Here is a 24,138-nt window from a genome sequence, read left to right as displayed (position 1 = left end):
GCGCCGCACACTTCGCGACCCCCTCCGTCACGATGCGTATTCGCATCGCGCCACCTCCCCCTAATGGGGAGGAAGGGCGCCCTTTCCGCCTCAGCAGTCCAAGAACTTCACCTCTTCGGCCGAGTACTTCATGTCGCTGGCGCTGAAGAGGCCCGACAGGCCCAGCAGCGTACACCGGCCGACCGTCAGATAGACCGGGATGTCCTTCAGGTAGTCGCTCATCCGGCCCTTGTCGGCGAAGCGGCGGGCGAAGGCGGCATGGTCCAGCAGGCCGTCGATGCGCTCCATCAGCGGGCTGTTGATATAGACCCCGCCACGAGCCGCGAACATCAGGGCCAGGTCGCCGACGAAGGCGCCCAGCAGGGCGCTGAAGATCGACAGGGCCTCGCGCGCCCGCGCGTCGCCGTCACGTACGCGCGACAGGATCAAGTCGTCGCCGCCGCCTTCGCCGCCGCCCCCTTCGCCGCCCAAGGCCGCATGGATGTCGACCAATCCGTCCTGGGACAGGAAGTGCTCGGCCGAGACCCGGCCGTACTTGGCCTGCAGCGCCGCGAATACCGGGATCTCGCGCGGCTCGCCGGGGGTGAAGTCGATGTGGCCGCCCTCGCTGACGACCGGGACCCAGCCGTCGTTCCTGTGTGGCGACAGGCCGGCGACGCCCAGGCCCAGATTGGGACCGATCACGGCGATCGGCGCGTTCTTGGCCGGCTTGCCCTCATGGACCACGGTCATGGCCGAGGGCGACAGGCGCGGCGCGCCCAGGGCGCAGGCGGCGAAGTCGTTGAGCAGGGCGACGCGCGGGGTCTTCAACACCGCGCGCAGCCAGGATTGAGTCAGGGTGAAGTCGCCGGCGGTCATTGCGATCGCGCCGTCGATCTCCGGGCCCGCGCCGCACACCGCCGCGCCGACCAACTCGCCGTGGCCGGCCATCGCCGTTACCAGATGCTGTTCCAGCTCGCGCAGCGAGGCGCACGAAAGCTCTTGATGAGCGCGCGGCGGATCGCCGGGGCGCACGATCGCCACCGCCAGGTCGCGCCCATTCACATCGGCAAGCAGGACCGATCCCTTCGCCATGTCGTTTCCTCTCGAGCCGGTTTTCCGGCTTCAGACGATTTGTTGTACCGGTAACATCGTTCGGTAAACGCAAGCTTTCTCTGAGAAAGCCCGTCGTGACAAGGTTGTCATGTCGAACGCGCGCAAGACGGGTCGGTTCGAAATCCCGTTAACCTTGCTTACATAAATCCTAAATTTGCACGGCCGATTAACCGCCCCGTGCGTTTATCGGTTTATGGCGAAGTACGCGTCAGGCGTGGACAATGATCGGCGGACAGCGGTCCGCATCCAGACGCAGAGGTCCGGCAAGGTCCTGTGCGGCGCCTTCGCTTGGGATTGCGTGATCCGTGATCTATCCAGCGCCGGCGCCCGAATTCAGATGCTGTCGAACGCCGCGCCGCCCGGGCGGGTGCAACTGGTCGACCTGGCCGCCGGCCTGGCCCACGACGTCACCGTGGCCTGGCAGCGCGATCGCGAAGTCGGCCTGCGCATCGTCCATACCTACGACCTGCGCGGCCTGGCGCCGGCCGCCGCTGGCATGGCCAAGCGGATCTGGCTGGCGTCGCAGTCCGACGCCTCGACGGGGTAGGGAATCCTCATGAAACCCTCTCTCATAGAGAGAGGGATTCTGATCCACCCCCCAGAAACGACAAAGACCCCGGCCCGCCGACCGAGGTCTTGTCTTAGCTCAGGTCGCGCCTTTGGGGCGCGAAGGGCTTAGGCGGCGTCGCCGCGCGTGGCTTCGTCGGCCATCGCGCGCACCAGGTCCAGGACCTGGCGACGGACGCGACCGCGCCCGATCCGCGGGAACACCTCGGCCAGCTCCAGGCCTTCCGGGGTGGTCAGGAATTCCTGAACCACGCGCTCGGCGTGCTGGGCGGCGTCGTCAACCTCGGCGCCGCTCATCGGATCGGCCAGGCCGTCGAAGAAGAACGACACCGGGACCTGCAAGGTCTTGGCGATCTCGTACAGCTTCGAGGCGCTGACGCGGTTGGCGCCGCGTTCGTACTTCTGCACCTGCTGAAAGGTCAGGCCCAAGGAGTCCGCCAGCTGTTCCTGGCTGACGCCAAGCAGCTTGCGACGCATCCGAACCCGGCCGCCGACATGCAGGTCGACAGGGTTGGGGCGTCGGCCTTCGGTTTCTTCGCTCATGTGTTTTCCGCCTCCAACGGTTGTTCGGGGAAAATGACACGACCGTGACGCTGGTGGAAGCAAGGGACCACTGTGCGCGGCGTTACGTCGCGATGGTTTAGCTTCCATCCCCGATTCGAGGAGGCTAGTCGCCCGAGAGGCGATTCGCCGCCAACCGACGCGCGACCCGCTTTCGTCAAGCGAGTATCGCGCGTGGTTTTTGGCGGCCTAAACAGCTGTCATCCCGGCCGAAGCGTAGCGTAGAGCCGGGACCGCAACAGGCTCCGAGCTTCCGGCGGTCCCGGATCGGCGCGCTGCGCGCTTGTCCGGGATGACAGCTTTGAAGGTCACGCGTGGAGGCGCCGGGCCCGGTCGTCCCAGATGCGCCGCGCCTGGCCGCTGGTGTCGTGCAGGCGGAACAGGGTCTCGGCCGCCAGGGTCTCGTCGCGCTCGGGACCCGCGACCAGCTGGGGCGTCATGGCGCGGCGCACCTGACGCTGCACGGCGGCCAGGTCGCCGAACGCCATCAGGTCCAGGGCGTCGATCTGGTAGCCGATCGGCCCCTCGCGGCCGAGGGCCTCCAGCACCCGGTCCAGCAGGTCCCGCGAGACGGCGATCTCGGACCCGGCCACCACGCCGAACGCGTAGGGGCGGGGGATGCCGACCAGGCGCGTGTCGATCGGCGAATTCAGGATGCCGGGATACAGCTGCATGTCGATCATGCCGACGAAGCGGCTCACGCCGTGGCGCAGGGCCAGTTCGAAAGCCGCTGCCCAGCACTCGAACACCCGCTCGCCGCGGCCGGGACCCTTGCGCTTGCGATAGGCCTCGGTGGTGAACAGCCGGGTGGCCTCCCAGACGTCGAGGCCCTTCTTCGGCGTCTCGCCCGGCGCGATCAGGTGGGCGAACTTGTCGGCCAGCATGCAGCGGTCGTCGGTCGGCCTCAGGCGAAGCCCGACCTCGACCTCCATCGCCTCGCTGAACCCCAGCAGGTAGATGGCGCGATGGTCGTCGTAGTCGTCGACCTCGCCGCCATCCAGCACGACGAGGTCGACCCAGCCGTTCTTCTCGACGCACTGGCGGCGGCGCTCCTCGTGCATGGCCCACAGCTGCGGACCGTACAGGTGACGATTCTCGGAAGTGATGATGTGGATCATGGCCGCCCCGGCTGGCGATTGGACGGCCGGAATAAGAGGCGCGATCTCGGAAAACGCCGATAGGCCAAACGGCCTATGGCGGCTTCTATCCGCCCGCGCGATGCTTGCCAGGACGACGGCGGAGGATCAGCATCGGGACCATGAGCACCGCCACCGAAGAGCGCTTCCGCGGTTTCGCGGCCTTCTATCCGTTCTACCTGACCGAACACGTCAATCCGGTCAGCCGGCGGCTGCACGTGGTGGGCACGAGCCTGGTGATCGTCTGCCTGGCCCTGGGCCTGCTGCGCGACTGGCGGTTCTTCGTGGCCGCGCCGCTGGTCGGCTACGGCTTCGCCTGGATCGGCCATTTCGTGTTCGAGAAGAACCGGCCGGCGACGTTCAAGTATCCGCTCTACAGCCTGATGGGCGACTTCCGGCTGTGGTTCGAGGTGGTGACGGGGAAGCGGAAGTGGTGAGTTAGAGTTCCCTCTCTCATAGAGAGAGGGAGGGGCCCATGCGCAGCATGGGAGGGTGAGGGGTTACGAGGTCGGACGGCGTGCCCGCACGGCCTCTTGTTCGTGACTTTCTCTCGCTCATGACTTTTCCGGTGAGGGTGAAACCTCTCACCCTCCCCCGCCTTCGGCGCGGGCCCCTCCCTCTCTCTATGAGAGAGGGGTTCCTCTTTGACTCACAGCTTGCGCAGCAGTCCCAGTTCGCCCGCCTTCAGCACGGCTTCCTGGCGCTTGACCACGCCCAGCCGCTTCTTGGCCGCTTCGACGTGGTGATGGACGGTGCGCGGCGACAGCTTCAGGATCGCGCCGATCTCCCAGTCGGTCTTGCCCCGGCCGGCCCAGTACAGGCACTGGGCCTGGCGTTCGGAGATCACCCCGTAGTCGGGATTGTCGTCCTGGGTTTCCCAGTGCTTGAGCATGATGGTGCCGAACACGGTGGCCAGGCTCTCGATCACGGCGCGGGCGGTCGGGTCGGTGTCCGGCGCTTCGGTGGCCATGCGGATCAGCACCTCCTGGCCGGCCGGGCCGAACACCCGCACGACATAGCCGTCGTTCATGCCCAGGTCCGAGGCCTCGCCCCACATGGCCTGGGCGCGGCCGTCGCCCAGCGGCTTGGCGTCGGTCCAGGCGAACGAGCGCGGCGACTTCAGCAACAGTTTCACGCACGGGTCATGGACCACGTAGCGCTCGCTCCAGTAGCGCTGGTCCCAGGTGTCGAAGTCGCGGCGGCTGAGGGTGGGCGGCTCGCGCCCGTAGTGCTCGGCATTGACCAGGGTGGCGCAGAACCGGTCGTAGCCGAAGGCGGCGATGGCGCGGGCGAAATGGGTTTCGACCGCCTGGGCCGAGCCCAGGTGGGGCGCCTGGCTCAGGAACGCCCAGGCCTGTTGTTCCGCCGTGGTCAGCACGCGCCCAGCTACTCCGCACTCACGCCGAGGTTAAGCTAGGCGCGGATACAGCTTGGCGCCAAGGGGCTGCTATTTCAGGTGGAGCAGGTGGGCCTAGGCCGCAGCCTCTTCGCCTTCGGCGTCGGCGCCGCCCAGCAGGGCGCTCAGCACGATGGCCAGGCGTTCCGGCTTGATCGGCTTTTCGACGACGTCCTGCATGCCAGCGGCGACATAGGTCTGGACGTCGGCCGGGTCGGCGTTGGCGGTCAGGGCCACGATCGGGGCCGAGCCGGCGCGGCCCGGCATTTCGCGGATGGCGCGGGTGGCGGCGATGCCGTCCATGCGCGGCATCTTGATGTCCATCAGGATCAGGTCGTAGCGGCCGCTCTTGGCCATCTCGACCGCCTCGACGCCGTCGACGGCCTGTTCGGAGGTGCACTCGAACATGTCGCACAGCGCCTCGGCGACCATGCGGTTGGTGGCGTTGTCGTCGACGATCAGGATGTGGGCCGCGCGGCCGGCGGGCGCGCTGTCGGCCTCGGGAGTTTGGGCTTCGGCGGACGCGGGGGCGGCGGAGAGCGAGAAGCCGACGGTCAGGCCGGCGCCGCGATTGGCCTCGGCGGTCAGCGGGCCGCCCATGGCGCGCAGGACGCGGTGGGCCAGGGCCACGCCGACGGCCAGGGCCATTTCGTTGGCGTCCTGCTGTCCGGCGCCGCCCAGCGGGTCGTTGAGGCGGGCCAGGCGCTCGTCGGCATGACCCTCGGTGTTGTCGCGGACCAGGCCTTCCAGGCGAACCTGGTCGCCGTCGGCGCGCGCCGTCAGGCGGGCCTCGATCATGCCGCGGCCGGCGGCCAGGGCGTTCTCGATCAGGATGTCGAACACCTGCAGCAGGCGCTCGCCGTCGATCTCGGCGCCGCATTCGGGGTCGCCGTCGTAGGAGACCAGCAGGGTCGAGCCGCCCTCCTGGGCGCGGGCGGCCCAGCGGGCCTCGACCGCGTCGGCGAAGTCGCGCAGGCGGATGGGGGTCAGGGCGAAGGTCAGCTGGCCTCGGGCCGAGCGGTGCAGATCGATGGCCCGGCCCACCGTCGCGCTCATGTCGCGGCTGGTCTCGCCGATGGCGCGGACGAAGGCGGCGGCGTCGGGCGTCAGGCGCTGCTGTTCGAGGCGTTCGGTGATGGCTAGCACGCCGTCCAGGTGCGCGCCGATGTCGACGGCCATGCGCTCGACCATGGCCATGGCGTCGCGCACCTCGCGTTGGCGGCGGCGGTGCGAGGCGAGCAGCGAGCCCAGGCCGCCCACGCCGACATAGCGGCCGGCGGCGTCGACGGCGACATAGGCCGTGCGGAAGACGGGGGTGGGGCTGTCGGCCAGGGTGTTGACGAACAGGTCGGCGGCGGTTTCGGCCGTGACGAGCCGCGGGGCGGTGTCCATGACCTCGGAAATCGACTTGTCGGCCAGCGCCGGACCGGCCACCCGCATCATGCCTTGGAACACGTCGCGATAGACCAGGCCGATGGGCGCGTCGCCCTCGATGACTGCCAGGGCGGGCAGGGCCGGATCGGCGTCGAACATCGCCAGCACCTCGCCGCAGGGCGTGCCGGGCGCGATCGGGGCGCGGTTATCGATCAGACGGGTCAGCGTTTCCATACGGCGCTTCGCTGGGGATTGGATTGGCAGCTTGCCTTGGGCGCCTTGCAGAGTCGTTAAGTTGGTAGCGTTCTCAGCCCGGTACCGTCGGAAAGTGCTCGCTTTTTCCCTTCGGCGACAGGGGGAGAAAGGAAAAAGGGCGGCGGAGACCGCCGCCCTTTTCCTAGAGCCTGTCGAGTTCAGATGGAATCATCTGAACTCGATAAGCAGCCTCTAGATTCCTAAATTCAGAGCGCGTTTGGCGGGCGAAAGCGCTCACACTTTCGCCCAACGCGCTCTGGGTCCATTGCTGAGCAGGACCTACCAGGACTTGGTGATCGCCACGCCGTAGAGGCGCGGTTCCTGGGTGATGATGTTGGTGAACAGGCCCGAGCTGTCGTCCGTGGTGTAGGCGTCGACGATCGGGGTCTTGTTGCCGATGTTCTTGACGTAGGCGTCGATCGAAACGCCCCACTCGGGCTTCTCGAGCTTGAGGGTGATGTTGCCGTTGTCCCAAGATTTCAGCGTGTCGTAGGCGGTGTTGTAGACGCGGGCGAACTGCTTGGTCTGGCGGTAGTAGTCGCCGCGCAGGGTCGCCGCCCAACCGTTCGAAAGCTCGAACCTGTACTGGGCGCCGACCGAAGTGGTCCAGTGCGGCGAGTTCGGCAGCTGGTTGCCCGACAGATCGGCCGCCGTGCCCTCGATCGAGAAGCCCGCGCCGTAGTTGTAGAGGCCGGTGGCGTTGGCCAGGAACGCCGCCGTGCCCGCCGGCAGGCCCGCGCCGCCCAGGGCGGCCGGGGTGGCCAGGAAGCCTTGATAGGCGGCCGCGCCCGAGCAGGCGAACGGCAGGGTGGCCCCCGCGCCAGCGGCGATGAGGGTGGCCACACCGACGGTGCTCAGCACGCAGTTGGCGCCGACCGCCGAGGAGTTCGGACCCACCTTCACGACCGTATAGGCCGGGTTGGATTGGGTGCGGTTCATCGTGTCGATCGAAGTGACGCCCTGGCCGATCTTGGTGTGCAGATAGCCGATGTTGGCGTTGAGCTTAAGGTTCTGGACCGGCGACCAGATCGACTCGATCTCGAAGCCGTAGACCTTGGCGTCGACGTTCTCGTTGACCGAGGTCCGGTTCACGATCTTCGAGATCTGATAGCCCTGGTAGTCGTAGGCGAAGCCGGTGGCGTTGAAGAGCAGGCTGCCGCCCAGCATGGTGTTCTTGGCGCCGATTTCGATGGCGTTGACGAACTCGGGGGCGAAGGTCTGCTTGACGCCGATCGCGCCGGCCGGAACGCCCGGATTGATGCCGCCGCCCTTGTACCCCTTGGAATAGAAGGCATAGAGCAGGGTTTCGTCGGTGAAGCCCAGATGGGCCTTGTAGTCGAAGCCGAAGCGGCCGGTCAGCTCGGTGAAGCGGGCGCGCTGGTCGGGGTTGGTCGGGCTCAGGGTCAGGCCGTAGCCCGGCGCCAGCAGCACGGTCGAGTAGTTCTTGACCGCCTTCTTGTCGCGGGTCTGGCGCAGGCCCAGGGTGAACTTCAGGTCGTCGTTGGCCTGCCAGTACAGTTCCCCGAACAGGGCGTCCGACACCAGGTTATAGGGCGTGCGGTTGTCATAGTAGTTGTGGCCGTCGCCGGTCGGATTGGCGGCCGTGTCGATGCCGATACAGCTGGTCGGCAGGGTCGCCGGGTTGCAGTTCGGATTGCCGGTCTTGGAGAAGTTCAGGGCCAGCGACGACAGGGTCAGCGAGTTGCCGATCACGTAGTAGTCGGTCAGCGTCCGATAGGTGAAGTGGATGCCGCCGACATTGAAGTTCAGCGGGCCGTCGAAGTTCGACTGCAGGCGCAGTTCCTGGCTGAACTGCTCGGAGCGGCCCGACGAGATGTCGATCGTCGTGAACTTGTTGGTGTTGCCCACCTGCGGGTCGTTGAAGAAGCCGCCCGGCGTGAACGGCGTGTTGTTGAACGGGACCGGCGAGACGTTGCGGTTATAGTCCTGCTTGGTCCAGACGCTGCCCTTGCTGTAGGCGGTCATGGACGTGAGGTTCAGCTCGTCGGTCAGGTCATAGTTCAGGGTGAACTGATAGACGTTCGATCCCGACCGGTAGACCGGATCCAGCGACGTCTCGATCTCACGCAGGTTGGTCGAGGTGGTGTCGCCGGCGTTCACGTCACCCGAGGTGAAGCCGAAGATGTTGCCCAGCAGGCCGGTCAGGGTGCCCGACGAATTGACCGTGCCGTAGGCCGAGGTCCCGTACAGCGAGGCGGGCAGGCAGCCCTGGGTCAGGAAGGCCCGGGCCGCGCCGGTCGGCACGCCGGCGACCGTGGCGGGGCCGTTGTCCTTGGTGCAGAGCTGCTTGCCGGTGCGGGCGCGGTTGTCGTTCTCGTGGAAGCGTTCCCACAGGAAGTTGGTGCGCAGCTTGTCGGTCGGGTTGAACATCACCTGGACACGGGTCGAATACAGGTCCCGGTCGTCGACCTTGTGGCTGTTGAAGGTGTTGGTGACGAAGCCGTCGCGCTTCAGCGTCGTGCCGGACAGGCGCACGGCCAGCTTGTCGCCGAAGATCGGCACGTTGAGCATGCCGCGGAATTTCGTCGAGTTGTGGTTGCCGTACTCGGCGCGGACATTGGCCTCGAACTGGTCGACCGGCTTGGCGGTGATCACGTTGACCACGCCGCCGGTGGCGTTGCGGCCGTAGAGGGTGCCTTGCGGGCCGCGCAGCACTTCGACCCGCTCCACGTCGTAGAACTCGGCCTCGAACAGATTGCCCGACTGCATCGGGGCGTTGTTCATGTGGACGCCGACGCCCTGGTCGGCCGAGGCGCCGACGGCCTTGGCCCCGATGCCGCGGATCTGGAAGTTGAAGGTGTTGGTGAAGTTGCTCTTGGCGAAGGTGACGTTCGGGATCGCCTGCTGCAGGTTGGGCCCGCCGTCGATCTTCTGCGCTTCCAGCGTATCCTGGCTGAAGGCCGACACCGCGATCGGCACGTCCTGAAGCGCTTCTTCCTTCTTCTGGGCGGTGACGACCAGTTCCTCGATGACGGTGTTGTTCTGTTGGGCCGGCTTGGCCTGTTGGGCGAAAGCGGGGACGGCGAGGCCGGAGATCGCGATCGCCGAAGCGCCCATGACCAGCAGGCTCCGCATACGCAGAGTTTGCGACATTGAATTCCCTCCCTGAACCCAGGCGGCGCCTTATGAATGGAGCCTGCGAGGGTCGATGTTTCCTCGGCGCCGTACTGTTTTCACCACGCGGGCGTACGGCGAGCCCTTCGCAGCATTTGGAGATTGCATACTTGCGTTTGAAAGCTGTCAACTGGCCTGGACGTAAGTGAACGGCGATAGGTTACAGCTTTTCACTTTCCGAGAGGTGGTGTTCTCCTGGCGCGGGTAAGTTTCGGATCGATTAGAAGGTTGGGTTTGGGGATTACGCTAGGGCATCCTGGCGCGTGGATCGCCAGGCAAGCCGGCAATATGGGGCGGACGCCTTCGTAGATGGGCCAAAGACTTCGCGTTCGTTCGTCGTTGGAGTATCGCGTGAGTCGCGATGTCCGTCGTGGCCGGCGGCCCCCGCTGTTCCGGGGCGGGCTTGCCTCGTGTAGAGGAGGGCCCATGTTCGCCCCCATGCTTATCGAGCGCCCCGCATGAGCTCCCCCGCGACAGGGGCCGCCCTGGTTCTGTTTTCCGGCGGCCAGGACAGCAGCGTCTGCCTGGCCTGGGCGCTGGAGCGCTATGCCCGCGTCGAGACGGTCGGCTTCGACTATGGCCAGCGCCACGTGATCGAGATGGAGGCGCGCCAGGCGGTGCGTCGCCAGATCGCCGCCCGTTTCCCCCAGTGGGCTGATCGCCTCGGCGAGGACCACGTGCTGGACATCAGGAGCTTCGGCCAGGTGGCCCAGTCGGCCCTGACCGCCGACCGCGCCATCGAAATGACCGAGCGCGGCCTGCCCTCGACCTTCGTGCCCGGTCGCAACCTGGTGTTCCTGATCTACGCCGCGGCCCTGGCCGACCGGCGCGGGATCGACGCCCTGGTCGGCGGCATGTGCGAGACTGACTTCTCGGGCTATCCCGACTGCCGCCGCGACACCCTGGACGCCATGCAGAACGCCCTGAACCTGGGCATGGACCGGCAGTTCCGCGTCGAGACTCCGCTGATGTGGCTGACCAAGGCCCAGACCTGGGCGCTGTCCAAGGCGCTGGGCGGCGAGGACCTCGTCCAGCTGATCGTCGAGGAAAGCCACACCTGCTACCAGGGCGAACGCGGAGCGCTGCACAGCTGGGGCCACGGCTGCGGGACGTGCCCGGCCTGCGAGCTGCGCGAGAAGGGCTACGCGGCGTGGGACGCGGCGGGGCGCCAAACTCTTCCTTCTCCCCTTGCGGGAGAAGGTGTCAGCGAAGCTGACGGATGAGGGGTTGATAATCTTGTCCGGACAAGCCAGCGCGACCCCTCACCCGACCTGCTTCGCAGGCCACCCTCTCCCGCAAGGGGAGAGGGGCGCATGACGTATTCGGTGAAAGAGATCTTCCTCACCCTGCAGGGCGAGGGCGGCCAGGCGGGCAAGGCGGCGGTGTTCTGCCGCTTCTCCGGCTGCAACCTGTGGACCGGCCGCGAGCAAGACCGCGCCAAGGCGGTCTGCACCTTCTGCGACACCGACTTCGTCGGGACCGACGGCGAGAACGGCGGCAAGTTCGCCACGGCCGACGACCTGGCCGCCGCCGTCGAGGCCCAGTGGACCGGCGGGCCGGACGACCGCCTGGTGGTCTGCACCGGCGGCGAGCCGTTCCTGCAATTGGATGAGGCCGCCATCGCGGCCTTGCACGCGCGCGGCTTCCAGATCGCGGTCGAGAGCAACGGCACGCTCGAGGCGCCGGCCGGCATCGACTGGATCTGTATCAGTCCCAAGGCCGACGCCCCGGTGGTCCAGACCTCGGGCCAGGAGCTGAAGCTGGTCTTCCCCCAGGCCAAGGCCCTGCCGGAACGCTTCGCGGACCTGGATTTCGAGCGGTTCTACCTGCAGCCGATGGACGGTCCGGACCGCGACAGGAACACGCAATTGGCGGTCGCCTATTGCCTTTCGCACCCACAATGGCGTTTAAGCGTCCAAACGCACAAATATCTCGGCCTGCCCTGACGGATAAGGCGCGCGACTTGGTGACAGGGTCGACGCGCTAGAGCCTCCCAGGCCTTGTCAAAGAAGTACCCTGATGAAGCCCGTCTTCGAGATCACGAAGGCCGCGCATTTCGACGCGGCGCATTACATCGAGCAAGGTCCCGCCGACCATCGCTACCGCAAGCTGCACGGCCACTCGTTCAAGGTCGAAGCCAGCGTGAAGGGGCAGATGCAGGACGCCGGCTGGGTCGCCGACCTGGACGGACTGGACGCCGCGCTGAAGGCCGTCGCCACCGAGCTGGACCATGGCCTGCTGAACGATCGCCCCGGCCTGGAAAGCCCGACGCTGGAGCGTCTGTGCCTCTATTTCGCCGAGCGCCTGACGCCGGCGTTCCCCGGCCTGTCGCGCGTGGTGATCTCGCGCCCGACCATCGGCGAGAGCTGCGCGCTGACGCTGTAGGGCTGAAGTGATCTCTCCTCCCCCTCTGGGGGAGGGGGGACCGGCGAACGCCGGTGGAGGGGCCCTGTGAGGCAGCCGGCGCACAACCGCTGCGCGGACCCCCTCCGTCTCGCCGCGTATTCGCGGCGATCCACCTCCCCCTAATGGGGAGGAGAGGGTTGTTTACTCTTCCCGGTCTTCGCTGTCCTTGTGGCCATCGCCAGGGATCACCGCCTTGCCGGTGGCCACCACGGCCTTGCCCGCGCCGCCGACGACCGCGCCGGTGACGCCGATGGCCGTGCCGGCCACGGTCCCGACGGCGGCCGCTGCGAGGCAGCCCGTCTGCGAGACGGCGATCATCGCCAGGACGGCGGCGAGGGGGGCGAGGCGGCGAAGGGTCATGGTCAAGCTCGTAAAACGCTGTTCACCACGTTTTAGCCGGCCAAAGGTTTAAAATCTCCGCGTCGGATGGCCGCGCCGGGCGACCGCCTCTTCCGGCTCGCTGTCCAGGTAGGTCGTGCGTCTGTCGTCGTCGCGTCGCCGGGGGCCCGCGTAGCGCGGGTCGTCGCGGCGGCGGCGGTCGGGGCCGAAATAGTCCTCGGCGCGCACGAACGGGCGCGGGTTCTCGATCAGCAGGGTCAGGCGGTGGACGACGCCGCGCGCCGTGACCGGCTTGACCAGGAACTCGTTGACCCCGGCGTCGCGGGCCTCGTGCGCCCGCCGCGCGGTCGAATGGCCGGTGATCATCACGATCGGGCAAAACGGGTTGGGGCTGTCGGGCGAACGGCGCAGCAGGTTGACGAAGTCGATGCCGTCCAGCCCCCGCATCGACAGGTCGGTGAACACCACGTCGATCGCCACCTTGCGCAGCAGCGACAGCGCCTCGGCGCCGTCGGTGGCCTCGTAGACCTGCCGCACGCCGATGGCGCGCAGGATCTCGGTCAGCAGCAGCCGCATGTGCTGGTTGTCGTCCACCAGCAAGATCTTCAGGAGGTCGAACCGCACGCGTTGAGCCCCCTCCGCCGCGCGTTGCATGTCACAACTCATGCGGGCGTTGATCGCCTGTCAGGAGATGCGTTGGGCCAGCCTTATCTCTGCAATCGTATGCAGGTCAATCGAAAAACTCAGCTAAATCAGTGGTAAGACCAATTCGACCGAAGTTCTTTGACCTATGTTCGCGCTGTCAGCGGCTCGCGCCAGGCGCGAACATGCCGCCGCCGGTCTGGGCGCGATGGCGCAGGAAGGCGTCGGCCAGCACGCAGGCGACCATGGCCTCGACCACCGGCACGCCGCGGATGCCGACGCACGGGTCGTGGCGGCCCTTGGTGCGCAGGTCGATCTCCTCGCCGGCCTCGTTGAGGGTCTGGCGCGGGATCAGGATCGACGAGGTCGGCTTGAACGCGACGCGCGCCACCACCGGCTGGCCCGTGGAAATGCCGCCCAGCACGCCGCCGGCATGGTTGGACAGGAACACCGGCTGGCCGTCCTCGCCCAGGCGCATGGCGTCGGCGTTGTCCTCGCCGGTCAGGGCGGCGCTGGCGAAGCCTTCGCCGATCTCGACGCCCTTGGCGGCGTTGATCGACATCAGGGCGGCGGCCAGTTCGGCGTCCAGCTTGCCGTAGAGCGGCGCGCCCCAGCCGGCCGGCACGCCGACGGCTTCGACCTCGACCACGGCGCCGGTCGACGAGCCCGCCTTGCGGATCGTCTCCAGATGCTCTTCCCAGACCGGGATGATGGCGGCGTCGGGCGACCAGTAGGGGTTCTGCTCGGTCTGGGCCCAGTCCCAGTTGTCGCGGTTGATGGCGTGCGGACCGATCTGCACGAGGGCGGCGCGGATCGTCACGCCCGGGATCACCAGCCGGGCCACCGCGCCCGCCGCCACCCGCGCGGCGGTCTCGCGCGCCGAGCTGCGCCCGCCGCCGCGATAGTCGCGGACGCCGTACTTGGCGAAATAGGGGTAGTCGGCGTGGCCCGGGCGGAAGGCCTGGGCGATCTCGCCATAGTCCTTGGACCGCTGGTCGGTGTTCTCGATCATCAGGCTGATCGGCGTGCCGGTGGTGCGCTGGCCGTCGGTGCGCGCGTCCTCGAACACGCCCGACAGGATCTTCACCGCGTCGGGCTCCTGGCGCTGGGTCACGAACTTGCCGTTGCCGGGGCGGCGCTTGTCCAGGAAGCCCTGGATCATCTCGGCCGTCAGGGCGATGCCCGGGGGGCAGCCGTCGACGACGCAGCCCAGGGCCGGGCCGTGGCTTTCGCCCCAGGTGGTGACGCGGAACAGGTGACCGAAGGTGTTGTGCGACATGGCGGGGGGTTTAGCGGAAACGGGGCCGGGTCGCAAAAGAGAGGATGAGCTTGCTCACTTGCCCCCTCCGGGCCTACGGCCCTCCTCCCCCGGAGGGGGAAGAAGGGCGCATCCTTCCGCCCCCGCTGGGGGCGGACGACCCGCGGAGCGGGTCAGGTGGGGGCCGCCGAGCCGGCCGGTTATCCTCGGACCTTCGCCGCGTCGGCGAGATAGAGCTCCAGGTTCGTCCAGCCCGAACCGTCCTTGGCCAAGGGCGCGCCGTCGGCCGCCTTCGGGTTCAGGCCGTGCGCCTTTTCCCAGCCGTCGGGCATGCCATCGCCGTCGGTGTCCTTGGCCGGCTTGGCCGTCGGCAGGATCGGCCAGCCGCCGACATCGGCCTGGGTGTTGATCACCTTGCCCGCGCGGGTCTTCACGCCGTCGAGGATCCGCCTGTCGACCGGGTCGCGCCAGACCGAGGCGCCGGCGTCGGCCAGCACGCGCTCATAGGCCTTGTCGGCGCTCTCCGGCGTCACCGCGCCCACGTCCAGCGGCGCGGCCAGGCGATAGCCGGCGGGTTCGGGGATGGTGAAGGTCACCAGGCTCCAGGGATCGGCCGGGACCACGCCGGCCATGCTGTTGCCGGCGAAGTAGCCCTTCGCCAGGCTGTTGCTCTCCTGGAAGATCACGGTCTTGCCGGAGTTGGGCCCCGGCACATAGGCGTTGTCGACGAAGTTGTAGGCCGCCAGCGCCGCCTTGTCGGCGTCGTAGCCGGCATAGGCCTTGCCCCAGTTGTAGAAGACGTTGGAGCGGAAATCGAAGAACGCCCCAACCGGGTCCTTGTCCGGCCCCGCGTAATTGCCGGGGCGCGGCATGCGGGCCATGTGGTTGGCCCACAGATTGTGGTGGAAGCTGATCTTGCTGCCGTCGCCGCCGCGGATCAGGCTGCCATAGCCGTGGTCGCCCTTGACGTGGATCGAGTGGGCCAGGCTCTCGGCGATGATCGACCACTGCACGGTCAGGTCATAGAAGCCCTGATCCGGACGGTCGTAGCGGGCCGAGGCCGACAGGGTCTCGTCCACCGACCAGCTGGCCGAGACGTGGTCCAGGATGATCCGCCGGCCGCCCGAGATCCAGATCGCGTCGCCCTCGACCTTGCTCTCCGCGCCCAGACGAGAGCGGATGAAGCGGATGACCACGTCGTCGGCCGAGACCACCAGGGTCTGATCGCGCAGGGTGACGCCGCCGCCGGGCGCGGTCTGGCCGGCGATGGTGATCTGGCCGTTGCTGATCTTCAGCTCGCGCTTGAGCTGGATCGTGCCGGCCACATCGAACACCACGGTGCGCGGGCCCGTGGCCTGGATCGCCGCGCGCAAGGAGCCGGGGCCGTCGTCGTTCAGGTTGGTGACGCGAAGAACGGCGCCGCCGCGTCCGCCGGCGCTGAACCGGCCTGCACCCTCGGCGCTCGGAAAGGCCAGGACGTCGGCGGCAAGGGCGGGCGCGGCCGCCAGGGTCAGGGCGAGTGCGCAGGCGGCGGCGCGAAGGTGGCGGCTGAGCATGGTCCATCCCCGTGAAGGCGGCGGTCTTTGCGCCGCTGCTAGGGAAGGGAAAATGCAGGTGGGAGCCGGCTTTGTCCACCGGTGTCATTCGCGCAGCCGCTCCATCCTCCTGTCATCCCGGAAGCGCTGGTGCTTGCCGCGGTCCCGGCTCTCCGCTGCGCTACGGCCGGGATGACAGGGAAAGATCGCGCCCCTAAATCCCCGGCTTCATGACGACATTCAGCGTCACCCGCGACTTGTCGCCGACCATCCGGTTGACGACCTCGACCTGATCGATCGCGCCCCTGGGCAGGACGGTCGGGTCGAAGTCGGCGGGCGGCGTCTCGCCGTTCAGCAGGACCGTGGTCTCGGGCGGCGTCAGCCGGCCGCGCACCTGAACGTGACCGTGATAGGTCGAGACCTGGCCGTCGGGAACCTTCAACTGGCCCTTGATCAGCTCGGCGTTGGTCACCCGGACATAGTCCGAGCGGATCTCGACATACTGGCCGCTCTTGCTGTCGCTGATGACCGTGCGGCTGGAGTTACGGCCCGCGCCATCGCCCTGCTGGGCCAGGGCGATGGAGCCGACGGTGGCCAAGGCCACGGCTAGCAGGCCGGCCAGGCCTAGCAGGAGACGACGCGCCAGGCCGGCGGGATCGCGGGGATCGGTGATGGCTTTCAGGCGCATGAGGGTGGGTCTCCTTCCCTTGCCGGTGAAGGCGGGATGCAGGGCGGGCGCGGCGCGCATGCGCAGCACGTCGATCAGGTTTTCGGCGTAGCTCCGGCGGATAGCCGGGCTGGCGCCGTCGAGGGCGAGGGCGTCGGCCAGCTCCTCCCGCGTGGCGGCGGCGCGGGCCCGCAGCACCGCGAACGGCGGGACCATCCAGAACAGGCCGCCCAGCAGGTGCTCGAACAAGAGCCGCCAATTGTCGCCGCGCTTCAGGTGGGCCAGCTCGTGGGCGCAGATCGGCACGAGGCGGTCGATGTCGAGCCGCGCGGCCAGGTCGGCGGGCAGCAGGATGACCGGCGTCGTCAGGCCCGCCAGCAGCGGCTGGTCGATCTGGTCGCTGACCTTGACCTCGGGCCGACCGGTGTCCAGGCGGCGAGCGGCGGCGCGGACGGTCAGGGCCAGGTCGTGCGAGACCGGGCGGGCGTCGCGGACCATCCGCTTCAGCTTGGCGTGGCCGATCGCCTGGCGGGCGGCGGCGACCGCCAGGCCGCCCAGGGCGCTGAGGATCAGGGCCGCGCCGACGATCTCGACGCCGTCGAAGCGCGACAGGGCCTGGGCTGACGCCGCGGTCATCGTCGCGCTGGCGACAGCCACGGTCTTCGAGGTCAGGGCCGCCTGGTAGACCGGCGCGGTGGCCGCCTCGGGCAGGGCCGAGACGCCGACCATCAGGGCCAGGGTCGCCGGTGGCAGGGCCAGCGCCAGGTTCCAGGCCCGCGCCCGAGGGGCGGGGTCGCCGGTCAGCCGGTCGGCCGCCTTGCCCAGCAGCCAGCCCAGCCCACTGGCGGGCCAGGCGGCGACCAGGCCGAGGGCGGCGGAAGCGAGCAGCGGGTTCATGGGACTCCTCCGCGAGAGCTTGAGCTTTACTGGGGCGCGCCGTTCAGCACGACATTGACCGCGATCTTGCCGTCGACGGTGATCCGCTGGTCGGTGATCTCGACCCGCTGGATGGCGCCGGCCTTCAGGTCGCTGGGCTGGAAGCCGGCGGCGGCGGGCCGGCCATTGACCATCAGGGTGACGTTCACCGGGTCCAACTTGCCCTTCACCGACACGTCGCCGAGGAACACCACCTGGCGCCGCGAGGGAGCCGACGTCTGCATATCGGACATGACCCTGATGAAGCCACGATCCGGGGCGGGCTGGGGATCCGGATGAGGATCGGGACGCGGATTGGGCTGTGGGTTCGGGCGCGGACTGGGCGTGGGATGCGGGTCCGGCATCGGCTGGGCGCGCTCGGCCTCGGCGGCTTCGGCGGCCGCCTAGGCCTGAGCGGCGGCCTCGGCGGCGGGCGCGGCCTCGGCGGCGGCTTGGGCGTGGGCCGCCTCGGCGACTTGGGCGACTCTCGCGGACATGGCGCGAGCCGCCTCCGCGCCGACAGCGTCCGTGGCCGCCTCGGCGGCCGCGGCGTCAGCGGCCTTCCGCGCGGTCTCGGCGGCCTCCGCGTGGGCATGAGGCGGGGCCAGGCGGCGGGCCTGGTCGGCCAGGGCCAGGGAGCCGGCGCCGGTCGCGACCGTCAGGACGCCGCCCAGGGCCAGGGCCAGGCCGACGCGGCCGAGCGAGGCGGCGCCGCGCGGCTGCAGGATGGCCGCCAAGCGCATGCGGACCAGGCTGCGGTCTCGCCCCGTGAACGCCGACTCGAAAGCCAGCTGGGGCGAGGGCAGGGCGTTCATCCGCAGGGCCTCGACCAGCACGCGGGCGTAGTCGCGGCGCGCCTCGGGTCCGGCGCCGTCCAGGGCGGCCAGGTCGCAGACCGCTTCGCGGGCGGCCAGCATCCGGCCGCGCAGGGCGGTGATCGGCGGCGTCAGCCAGAACAGGCCGGCCAGGGCCTCCTCGGCCGGGATTCGCCAGTTGTCGCCGCGGCGTAGGTGGGCCAACTCGTGGCCGCAGACCAGAGCCAGGCGCGCGGCGCCGGCGGTCTGCGCCAGGGCCTTGGGCAGCAGGATCACCGGACGGCGGGCGCCGGCCAGCAGCGGCTCGGCGATCGCGGCGCTGATCCGCACGCGCGGCGCCTTGACCCCCAGCCGCGCGGCGTGGAGGCGGACCGACTCGAGCAGGGCGTAGTCCTGGCAGGGTTCGGCGGCGGCGCGCACGGCGGCCAGCCGCCGGCGGCCCCGGTTCCAGCGCCAGCCGCGCGTCAGCAGGCCCGCCGCCGACAGGCCGACCAGGCCCCAGGCCAGGCCATGTGACAGGACCGGCGGCGGCGTCCAGGCCGGGACGGCGGGAGCGCCGGCCAGGTCCACGATTGCGACCACGCGCTGCGCGGCAGGCGGCGCCAGGCTCTCGGTCGCGGTTTTCGGCGACGTGGCGGGGGAGAAGGTCAGAGCCACGGTCGCGGCCAGGGCGGCGGCCGGCAGGGCGTAGGCCAGGCTCCAGGCGGCGGCGCGCGGCCGAGGATCGTCGGTCAGGCGTTCGACCAGGCGGCCGAGGCCGAAGCCCAGGGCGCCGACGGGCCAGGCGGCGACGAGGCCAAGGGCGGTGGAGGCGAGCAGCGGATGCATCACTTGGTCTCCCCAAGGGCGGACGACTTCGTGTTGAGCAGGGTCTCCAGCTCCTCGATCTCGGTCTCGGACAGGATCTGGCTGCCGGCGAAGGCCGAGGCGGGCAGGCGACCGTCGATCTCGAGCAGGCCGCGCAGGCGGTTCAGCACCCCGCCGATCACGTCGACCTTGGCCTTGTGGGCTTCGTAGACAGCCAGGCCGTGCACCGAGCGGCGGACCAGCAGGCCCTTGGCCACCATCCGCTCCAGCACCGTGCGGGTGGTCGAGGCGCTCCAACCCAGTTCCGGCTCGATCAGGGCCTGGGCCTCGCGGGCGCTCATCGCGCCGCCGCGCCAGAAGGCCTTCAGCACTTCCAATTCGAGGTCGGAAGGTTCGGTCATGGCGCTTGGAATCCCCGTGGGTTTCGAGTGGGATCTCGCTGATGTCGCGAGTACGCTACAAATGTAACGAGCTGGCGTCAAGCGTGGTGACCGCTGTTCTCTGATGACAGATGTGATTTGTTGAATTACATCTGTACATCTACCTGACGTTGGCGAGGCTCACCCATGGCGTCCGAGGACATCCAGATCGTCAAGCTGCCCATCGAGGAACCGGTTCGCCACCAGGTGCGGCGGGTGGCGCTGATCCTCGGCCTGACCGTGCTGGTCTGCGCCCCCGGCTTCGCGATGATCGCCCACGACCAGCAGTCCAAGCGCGCCGCGCTCGACGCCTTCTGGCGTGTCGAGGGGCGGCCCTGCGCGCCGCTGGCTCCCGAGCGCTTCCGGCGGGTGTCCGCGCGGGCCTCGGTCACGCCCTATGACGGCGCGCGCTATGAGCGCCACGGCGGGGCGATGACCTGCACCCATCGCACCGACGAGATCGGCGGGGTTCCGGTCCGCTATCCGGTCTGCAAGTTCGACTCGCCGGACTATCTGGGCGTGACGGCGGCCGGGCAGGAGCGGTTCTACGACCTGACCATGGGCCGCTCGGCGGCGGTTGGGGTGGTGAACGGCCAAGTGCGCTGCGTGGTGGCGCCGTCGTTCGAGATGTAGGGCGGGGGCTGAGCGCCCCCTCCGTCACGGCGCGTATTCGCGCCGCGCCACCTCCCCCGTTTCACGGGTGAGGAGGGTGTTGCTTCCTCCTCCCATGCGAAGCGGGGGAGGTGGATCGCTGCGGATACGCAGCGAGACGGAGGGGGCGTCCTTACCTCCCCTCTTGCGCTCTCGCCCATTCCATAGCTAGCTATATAGCGTGCTATGGAATGGAGGCGCGGCATGGAAGTCGATCTTCTTGCGGGGTTTGGCGTGGGCTTTCTGGGCAGCCGGCTCAAGCGGCTGGCCGAGCGGATGCAGGCCGACGCGGCCGAGGTGGCGCGGTCGCTGGGCCTGCCGGTGCAGCCGGCCCAGATGTCGCTGCTGATGACGATCCGCCTGCACGGCCCGACCACGGTCGGCGAGCTGGCCGAGCGCCTGCGATTGGCCCAGCCCACCGTCACCCGCGCCCTCGGGGCCCTGGAGCGCGAGGGTCTGGTCGAGGCCCGTCGTATTCCGGGCGACCAGCGCTCGAAGCGCCTGGCGCTGACCGACAAGGGCGCGGCCCTGATGGACCGCATCCAGACCTATCTGCTGCCCCGGATCGAGCCGGCCGCCGCCGAACTGGTCGCGGGGCTGTCGGGCGACTTCATGCAGGGCCTGGCCAAGGTCGAGGCGCGGCTGGACGAGGTCTCGCTGCTGACCCGGATCCAGGCGGTCGGCGCCCCGGCCATGTGGGTGCGCGACTTCTCCGACGACCTGGCCGAGGCGTTCTATCGGATCAACGCTGACTGGATCAGCGACATGTTCTCGCTGGAGCAGACCGACATCGACCTGCTGTCGAAGCCGCGCGAACTGATCCTCGACAAGGGTGGGGTGGTGCTGTTCGCCGAGACGCCGGACCTGGGCGTGGTCGGGACGGCGGCGCTGATGGTGTCCAAGGACGGCTGGGTCGAGCTGACCAAGATGGGCGTGACCCCGCAAGCGCGCGGCCGCAAGGTCGGCGAGTTCCTGCTGGCCAAGACCCTGGAGCGCGCCGCCAGCCTGGGCATGGACCTGGTCTATCTGCTGACCAACCAAAAGTGCGCGGCGGCCATCCACCTCTACGAGAAGCTGGGTTTCGTCCACGACGCCGAGATCATGCGGCTGTTCGGCTCGCGATACGAACGCTGCGACGTGGCGATGTCGTACCAGTCGACCAGGGACTAAAGGCCCCGCGCGCGGAGGCGGAAATTTTCTCGCCGCCTAAGCGGAGCCGTCGACGCGGTCGCGCGTTTTGGCCAGGTTGGCACGGGGCTCAACCATGGCGCGACGGAATCTCCACGGACTGGAACTGCACGACCGGGGGCGGACCTTTCTGCTGACCCCGACCTCGTGGATGCGGCCTGGCAGCTGTCGGCCGCTGTCGTGGGCCGACGTCCTGGACCTATGGGAGACCCTGTGGCTGAGCCCGTCCAGCCTGCAGGAGCTGCGGCTGTTCTGGGCCCGCCAGCGTCCGGCCGAAGCCTGCCGGGCGGTCACCCGCATGTCGGACGCCGAGCTCAGGAGAGCGATCCTGGCGATGCTGCGCGGCGGCCACGCGACCTTGGGCGTGCGTGCGGGCGGGGTGACGGCCGAGCAGCTGAAGGCGATCATGCCGAACGCCCTGCTGTCCGACATCAACGCGGCGCTGGGACCGCTGAACACCGCCATGGACAAGCACGGCATCGACAGCGCCCCCAAGCGCGCGGCCTTCCTGGCCCAGCTGACCATCGAGTCCCAGCAGCTGTCGCACACGGTCGAAAGCCTGCGCTACACCCACGCCGAGCGGCTGAAGGACGTCTTCGGCTCGAAGTATTTCCCGACCGTCGACTCCGCCAAACCCTATGTGAAGAACGCCGAGAAGCTGGCGAACTACGTCTATGGTTCGAAGAACGGCAACAACCAGCCGGGCGACGGCTGGGCCTATCGCGGGCGCGGCTACATCCAGGTGACCGGCCGGGCGAACTATCGCGACGTCGGCTACGAGGCCAATCCGGACGCGCTGCTGACCCCGGCCGGCGCGGCCGATTCCGCCGCCGCCTACTGGGAGAAGCGCAAGCTGAACGAGGCTTCGGCGACGTGGCTCGAGCGCCCGGCGTTCGACCTGGTGACCAAGAAGGTCAACGCTAAGAAGCTGGAGGCGACCGCGCGGTGGCAGGCGTATCTCCGCGCCAAAAAAGCCTTGTCGCCCAAATAGAAATCCGCCTCCTATTCCATCGAACCCACGGAGCCGTCGCATGGCCGTTCGTCCAATCTCCGCGCTCGTCCTGTTGGCCGTGCTGGCCGGCTGCGGCCAACGCCAGGCGGCGGCGGAGTCGAACGCGCGGCCCGAGACCGGGGCGGTCCGCGCTGACCGCGCCGCCGACGCGGGACCGCGCTGCGGGCCGGGCGAGCGGCCGGTCTATGTTTGTCCGTTCAAGCAGAAGAGGGTGTCGGTCTGCGCGACCGATCGCACGGCGACCTATCGCTATGGGCCGGCCGGCAAGACGGACCTGACGATCACCACCAACGGCGCCGACGGGCGCGGCCATCTGGGCACGGTGCGAGGGCCGGGCCGGGGCGGTGAGCAGACCAGCCTGCGGTTCTCCAACGGCGGCTACGAGTACATCGTCTATTCGGCCATCGGCGGCACGGACACCGCCGTCCCGGGGCGTCAATGGTCCGGGCTGGTGGTCATGAAGGGCGCGAACGAGGTCTCCAGCGCCGAATGTCCCGCCCGCGGCCCGGCCCAGCGGTTCACGCTGGACACCGCGCCGTCCTTTCTCCCGCGCGAGGACAATCCCGACTACGAGGCCTTCTTCTAGTCCACCCTGGCCAGCACGGCCCGGATCGTCTCGACCATGCGGTCGATGTGCGCCTTCTCCAGGATCAGCGGCGGCGACAGGGCGATGATGTCGCCCGTGACGCGGATCAGCAGGCCTTCGTCGAAACAGGTCTCGAACACCTCCATGGCCCGCGCCGTGGCGGCGCCGGGGCGCGGCTCCAGCTCGATGCCGGCGACCAGGCCCAGGTCGCGGATGTCGATCACGTGGCGGGCGTCGGCCAGGCTGTGCATGGCCTCGCGCCAATAGCCCTCGATCCCGGCGGCGCGGGCGAACAGGTCGTCCTCCTGATAGGTCTCAAGCGTCGCGATCCCGGCGGCGCAGGCTAGCGGATGGGCCGAATAGGTGTAGCCGTGGAACAGCTCGATCGGCGCGTCGGCCCCTTCCAGCAGGCTGTCGTAGATCCTGGTCGAAGCCGCCACCGCGCCGCAAGGGACGGTGGCGTTGGTCAGGCCCTTGGCTATGCACATCAGGTCCGGGGTGACGCCGAACCGGTCGGCCGCGAACGGCGCGGCCAGCCGTCCGAAACCGGTGATCACCTCGTCGAAGATCAGCAGGATGTCGTGCTTGTCGCAGATCGCCCGCAGGCGCTCCAGATAGCCCTTGGGCGGGATCAGCACGCCCGTCGATCCGGCCACCGGCTCGACGATCACGGCGGCGATGTTGGAGGCGTCGTGCAAAGCCACGATCCGCTCCAGGTCGTCGGCCAGCTGAGCGCCGTGCTCGGGCTGGCCCTGGGCGAACAGGTTGCCGGGTACGCCGTGGGTGTGGGGCAGGTGGTCGACGCCGGTCAGCAGCGAGCCGAAATACTTGCGGTTGGTCGGGATGCCGCCGACGGAGATGCCGCCGAAGCCGACGCCATGATAGCCGCGCTCGCGGCCGATCAGCCGGGTCTTGGTCCCCTTGCCCCGGGCGCGGTGGTAGGCCAGGGCGATCTTCAGGGCGGTGTCGACCGCCTCCGAACCGCTGTTGGTGAAGAAGATCCGGTCCAGACCCTTGGGCGTCACCTGGGCCAGGCGCGAGGCGAACTGGAAGGCCAGCGGGTGGCCCATGTTGAAGCAGGGGGCGTAGTCCATTTCGGCCGCCTGCTTCTGGATCGCCTCACGGATCCGGGGGCGATCGTGGCCGGCGTTGACGCACCAGAGGCCGGCGGTGGCGTCCAGCACCTCGCGGCCCTCGGGCGTCTTGTACAACATGCCGCTGGCCGACGAGAGCATCCGCGGCTGGCTCTTGAACCGCCGGTTCGGCGTGAACGGCATCCAGAAGGCGTCGAGATCGTTGGCGCTGGGCATGCGGAGGTCCTTGACGAGGCCTTGCATTGTGATCGCAATTTCGCCTCTCTCGTAAAGAGAACTTTTCAT

Annotated in this window: 24 protein-coding genes; 9 read left to right on the top strand and 15 right to left on the bottom strand. The window is 68.7% G+C overall.

Going from position 1 to position 24,138, the window contains the following annotated elements; translation table 11 throughout:
- Positions 1-90 precede the first annotated feature (90 nt).
- Positions 91-1,074, bottom strand: coding sequence for a glucokinase (locus tag AC1DSO_RS03605; RefSeq protein ID WP_477067534.1), 984 nt, complete (start codon positions 1,072-1,074; stop codon positions 91-93).
- Positions 1,075-1,288: 214 nt separating this feature from the next.
- Between AC1DSO_RS03605 and AC1DSO_RS03600 the strand changes: the two genes are divergently transcribed.
- Positions 1,289-1,642, top strand: a complete 354-nt coding sequence (locus AC1DSO_RS03600; protein ID WP_477067533.1) for a PilZ domain-containing protein — start codon at positions 1,289-1,291, stop codon at positions 1,640-1,642.
- A 128-nt stretch (positions 1,643-1,770) separates the two neighbouring features.
- Here AC1DSO_RS03600 and AC1DSO_RS03595 read toward each other — a convergent pair whose 3' ends face one another.
- Positions 1,771-2,205 carry a helix-turn-helix domain-containing protein gene (locus AC1DSO_RS03595; protein WP_047410011.1) on the bottom strand — a complete coding sequence of 145 codons (435 nt, stop codon included), beginning with the start codon at positions 2,203-2,205 and terminating at the stop codon, positions 1,771-1,773.
- Between the two features lie 326 nt (positions 2,206-2,531).
- Complete coding sequence (locus tag AC1DSO_RS03590) at positions 2,532-3,341, bottom strand: acyl-homoserine-lactone synthase (protein ID WP_477067532.1); 810 nt, start codon at positions 3,339-3,341, stop codon at positions 2,532-2,534.
- Between the two features lie 140 nt (positions 3,342-3,481).
- On the opposite strand from AC1DSO_RS03590, the gene AC1DSO_RS03585 reads away from it, so the two are divergent.
- A complete protein-coding gene (locus tag AC1DSO_RS03585) occupies positions 3,482-3,796 on the top strand; it encodes an Mpo1-like protein (protein ID WP_477067531.1) in 315 nt (104 codons plus the stop codon).
- 212 nt (positions 3,797-4,008) lie between these two features.
- Here the strand turns inward: AC1DSO_RS03585 and AC1DSO_RS03580 are convergent, their stop codons facing one another.
- The 3 genes from AC1DSO_RS03580 to AC1DSO_RS03570 form a co-directional block, all read right to left on the bottom strand.
- The gene (locus AC1DSO_RS03580) at positions 4,009-4,737 is read right to left on the bottom strand and encodes a helix-turn-helix transcriptional regulator (RefSeq protein ID WP_477067530.1); all 729 of its coding nucleotides are present in this window, start codon (positions 4,735-4,737) and stop codon (positions 4,009-4,011) included.
- A 93-nt stretch (positions 4,738-4,830) separates the two neighbouring features.
- Entirely contained in the window at positions 4,831-6,363 is a 1,533-nt protein-coding gene (locus tag AC1DSO_RS03575; RefSeq protein WP_477067529.1) for an ATP-binding response regulator, read from the bottom strand.
- A 300-nt stretch (positions 6,364-6,663) separates the two neighbouring features.
- Positions 6,664-9,498, bottom strand: coding sequence for a TonB-dependent receptor (locus tag AC1DSO_RS03570; protein WP_477067528.1), 2,835 nt, complete (start codon positions 9,496-9,498; stop codon positions 6,664-6,666).
- A 479-nt stretch (positions 9,499-9,977) separates the two neighbouring features.
- On the opposite strand from AC1DSO_RS03570, the gene queC reads away from it, so the two are divergent.
- The 3 genes from queC to AC1DSO_RS03555 all read left to right on the top strand — a co-directional run bounded on the left by queC (position 9,978) and on the right by AC1DSO_RS03555 (position 11,904).
- Positions 9,978-10,742, top strand: coding sequence for a 7-cyano-7-deazaguanine synthase QueC (gene queC / locus AC1DSO_RS03565; RefSeq protein WP_477067527.1), 765 nt, complete (start codon positions 9,978-9,980; stop codon positions 10,740-10,742).
- Positions 10,743-10,832: 90 nt separating this feature from the next.
- Positions 10,833-11,465 carry a 7-carboxy-7-deazaguanine synthase gene (gene queE, locus AC1DSO_RS03560; RefSeq protein WP_477067526.1) on the top strand — a complete coding sequence of 211 codons (633 nt, stop codon included), beginning with the start codon at positions 10,833-10,835 and terminating at the stop codon, positions 11,463-11,465.
- Positions 11,466-11,538: 73 nt separating this feature from the next.
- On the top strand, positions 11,539-11,904 hold the full coding sequence (locus AC1DSO_RS03555; RefSeq protein ID WP_477067525.1) for a 6-pyruvoyl trahydropterin synthase family protein: 366 nt from the start codon (positions 11,539-11,541) through the stop codon (positions 11,902-11,904).
- Between the two features lie 162 nt (positions 11,905-12,066).
- Here the strand turns inward: AC1DSO_RS03555 and AC1DSO_RS03550 are convergent, their stop codons facing one another.
- The 8 genes from AC1DSO_RS03550 to AC1DSO_RS03515 form a co-directional block, all read right to left on the bottom strand.
- Positions 12,067-12,285 (bottom strand): hypothetical protein, encoded by a 219-nt coding sequence (locus AC1DSO_RS03550; RefSeq protein WP_477067524.1) that lies wholly within the window; start codon positions 12,283-12,285, stop codon positions 12,067-12,069.
- A gap of 48 nt (positions 12,286-12,333) precedes the next feature.
- On the bottom strand, positions 12,334-12,888 hold the full coding sequence (locus AC1DSO_RS03545) for a response regulator (RefSeq protein ID WP_477067547.1): 555 nt from the start codon (positions 12,886-12,888) through the stop codon (positions 12,334-12,336).
- Positions 12,889-13,066: 178 nt separating this feature from the next.
- Positions 13,067-14,185, bottom strand: a complete 1,119-nt coding sequence (gene aroC / locus AC1DSO_RS03540) for a chorismate synthase (RefSeq protein ID WP_477067523.1) — start codon at positions 14,183-14,185, stop codon at positions 13,067-13,069.
- A gap of 179 nt (positions 14,186-14,364) precedes the next feature.
- Positions 14,365-15,720: a pectate lyase gene (locus AC1DSO_RS03535; RefSeq protein WP_477067522.1), complete on the bottom strand. Its 1,356-nt coding sequence runs from the start codon at positions 15,718-15,720 to the stop codon at positions 14,365-14,367.
- A 193-nt stretch (positions 15,721-15,913) separates the two neighbouring features.
- The gene (locus tag AC1DSO_RS03530) at positions 15,914-17,263 is read right to left on the bottom strand and encodes a M56 family metallopeptidase (RefSeq protein ID WP_477067521.1); all 1,350 of its coding nucleotides are present in this window, start codon (positions 17,261-17,263) and stop codon (positions 15,914-15,916) included.
- Between the two features lie 26 nt (positions 17,264-17,289).
- A complete protein-coding gene (locus AC1DSO_RS03525; RefSeq protein WP_477067520.1) occupies positions 17,290-17,526 on the bottom strand; it encodes a hypothetical protein in 237 nt (78 codons plus the stop codon).
- Between the two features lie 159 nt (positions 17,527-17,685).
- On the bottom strand, positions 17,686-18,924 hold the full coding sequence (locus AC1DSO_RS03520; RefSeq protein ID WP_477067519.1) for a M56 family metallopeptidase: 1,239 nt from the start codon (positions 18,922-18,924) through the stop codon (positions 17,686-17,688).
- Positions 18,924-19,304: a BlaI/MecI/CopY family transcriptional regulator gene (locus tag AC1DSO_RS03515; RefSeq protein WP_477067518.1), complete on the bottom strand. Its 381-nt coding sequence runs from the start codon at positions 19,302-19,304 to the stop codon at positions 18,924-18,926. The genes AC1DSO_RS03520 and AC1DSO_RS03515 overlap by 1 nt, the downstream gene beginning before the upstream one ends.
- A 165-nt stretch (positions 19,305-19,469) precedes the next feature.
- Here AC1DSO_RS03515 and AC1DSO_RS03510 point away from each other — a divergent pair, with 165 nt between their 5' ends.
- From AC1DSO_RS03510 to AC1DSO_RS03495, 4 genes are all read left to right on the top strand, one after another.
- A complete protein-coding gene (locus AC1DSO_RS03510) occupies positions 19,470-19,955 on the top strand; it encodes a hypothetical protein (protein WP_477067517.1) in 486 nt (161 codons plus the stop codon).
- A gap of 222 nt (positions 19,956-20,177) precedes the next feature.
- On the top strand, positions 20,178-21,143 hold the full coding sequence (locus AC1DSO_RS03505) for a bifunctional helix-turn-helix transcriptional regulator/GNAT family N-acetyltransferase (protein WP_477067516.1): 966 nt from the start codon (positions 20,178-20,180) through the stop codon (positions 21,141-21,143).
- Between the two features lie 94 nt (positions 21,144-21,237).
- On the top strand, positions 21,238-22,152 hold the full coding sequence (locus tag AC1DSO_RS03500) for a glycoside hydrolase family 19 protein (RefSeq protein WP_477067515.1): 915 nt from the start codon (positions 21,238-21,240) through the stop codon (positions 22,150-22,152).
- Positions 22,153-22,192: 40 nt separating this feature from the next.
- A complete protein-coding gene (locus tag AC1DSO_RS03495) occupies positions 22,193-22,759 on the top strand; it encodes a hypothetical protein (protein WP_477067514.1) in 567 nt (188 codons plus the stop codon).
- On the opposite strand, the gene aptA is transcribed toward AC1DSO_RS03495, so the two are convergent.
- The gene (gene aptA / locus AC1DSO_RS03490; RefSeq protein ID WP_477067513.1) at positions 22,756-24,096 is read right to left on the bottom strand and encodes an omega-aminotransferase AptA; all 1,341 of its coding nucleotides are present in this window, start codon (positions 24,094-24,096) and stop codon (positions 22,756-22,758) included. The genes AC1DSO_RS03495 and aptA overlap by 4 nt on opposite strands.
- Positions 24,097-24,138: the final 42 nt, after the last annotated feature.

The sequence above is a fragment of the Caulobacter sp. P4_E5 genome (genome assembly GCF_056401555.1).
This window is presented reverse-complemented; position numbering and strand designations above follow the sequence as displayed.

What these genes read in the sequence shown, in the direction of transcription:
- AC1DSO_RS03595 (WP_047410011.1), bottom strand. Translation starts at nt 2,205, where the DNA reads ATGAGCGAAGAAACCGAAGGCCGACGCCCCAACCCTGTCGACCTGCAT.
- queC (WP_477067527.1), top strand. Translation starts at nt 9,978, where the DNA reads ATGAGCTCCCCCGCGACAGGGGCCGCCCTGGTTCTGTTTTCCGGCGGC.
- AC1DSO_RS03530 (WP_477067521.1), bottom strand. Translation starts at nt 17,263, where the DNA reads ATGAACCCGCTGCTCGCTTCCGCCGCCCTCGGCCTGGTCGCCGCCTGG.
- AC1DSO_RS03585 (WP_477067531.1), top strand. Translation starts at nt 3,482, where the DNA reads ATGAGCACCGCCACCGAAGAGCGCTTCCGCGGTTTCGCGGCCTTCTAT.
- AC1DSO_RS03605 (WP_477067534.1), bottom strand. Translation starts at nt 1,074, where the DNA reads ATGGCGAAGGGATCGGTCCTGCTTGCCGATGTGAATGGGCGCGACCTG.
- AC1DSO_RS03525 (WP_477067520.1), bottom strand. Translation starts at nt 17,526, where the DNA reads ATGCAGACGTCGGCTCCCTCGCGGCGCCAGGTGGTGTTCCTCGGCGAC.
- AC1DSO_RS03500 (WP_477067515.1), top strand. Translation starts at nt 21,238, where the DNA reads ATGGCGCGACGGAATCTCCACGGACTGGAACTGCACGACCGGGGGCGG.
- queE (WP_477067526.1), top strand. Translation starts at nt 10,833, where the DNA reads ATGACGTATTCGGTGAAAGAGATCTTCCTCACCCTGCAGGGCGAGGGC.
- AC1DSO_RS03590 (WP_477067532.1), bottom strand. Translation starts at nt 3,341, where the DNA reads ATGATCCACATCATCACTTCCGAGAATCGTCACCTGTACGGTCCGCAG.
- AC1DSO_RS03495 (WP_477067514.1), top strand. Translation starts at nt 22,193, where the DNA reads ATGGCCGTTCGTCCAATCTCCGCGCTCGTCCTGTTGGCCGTGCTGGCC.
- AC1DSO_RS03600 (WP_477067533.1), top strand. Translation starts at nt 1,289, where the DNA reads ATGGCGAAGTACGCGTCAGGCGTGGACAATGATCGGCGGACAGCGGTC.
- AC1DSO_RS03520 (WP_477067519.1), bottom strand. Translation starts at nt 18,924, where the DNA reads ATGCATCCGCTGCTCGCCTCCACCGCCCTTGGCCTCGTCGCCGCCTGG.
- AC1DSO_RS03570 (WP_477067528.1), bottom strand. Translation starts at nt 9,498, where the DNA reads ATGTCGCAAACTCTGCGTATGCGGAGCCTGCTGGTCATGGGCGCTTCG.
- AC1DSO_RS03535 (WP_477067522.1), bottom strand. Translation starts at nt 15,720, where the DNA reads ATGCTCAGCCGCCACCTTCGCGCCGCCGCCTGCGCACTCGCCCTGACC.
- aroC (WP_477067523.1), bottom strand. Translation starts at nt 14,185, where the DNA reads ATGTCGCACAACACCTTCGGTCACCTGTTCCGCGTCACCACCTGGGGC.
- AC1DSO_RS03550 (WP_477067524.1), bottom strand. Translation starts at nt 12,285, where the DNA reads ATGACCCTTCGCCGCCTCGCCCCCCTCGCCGCCGTCCTGGCGATGATC.
- AC1DSO_RS03555 (WP_477067525.1), top strand. Translation starts at nt 11,539, where the DNA reads ATGAAGCCCGTCTTCGAGATCACGAAGGCCGCGCATTTCGACGCGGCG.
- AC1DSO_RS03505 (WP_477067516.1), top strand. Translation starts at nt 20,178, where the DNA reads ATGGAAGTCGATCTTCTTGCGGGGTTTGGCGTGGGCTTTCTGGGCAGC.
- AC1DSO_RS03515 (WP_477067518.1), bottom strand. Translation starts at nt 19,304, where the DNA reads ATGACCGAACCTTCCGACCTCGAATTGGAAGTGCTGAAGGCCTTCTGG.
- AC1DSO_RS03575 (WP_477067529.1), bottom strand. Translation starts at nt 6,363, where the DNA reads ATGGAAACGCTGACCCGTCTGATCGATAACCGCGCCCCGATCGCGCCC.
- aptA (WP_477067513.1), bottom strand. Translation starts at nt 24,096, where the DNA reads ATGCAAGGCCTCGTCAAGGACCTCCGCATGCCCAGCGCCAACGATCTC.
- AC1DSO_RS03510 (WP_477067517.1), top strand. Translation starts at nt 19,470, where the DNA reads ATGGCGTCCGAGGACATCCAGATCGTCAAGCTGCCCATCGAGGAACCG.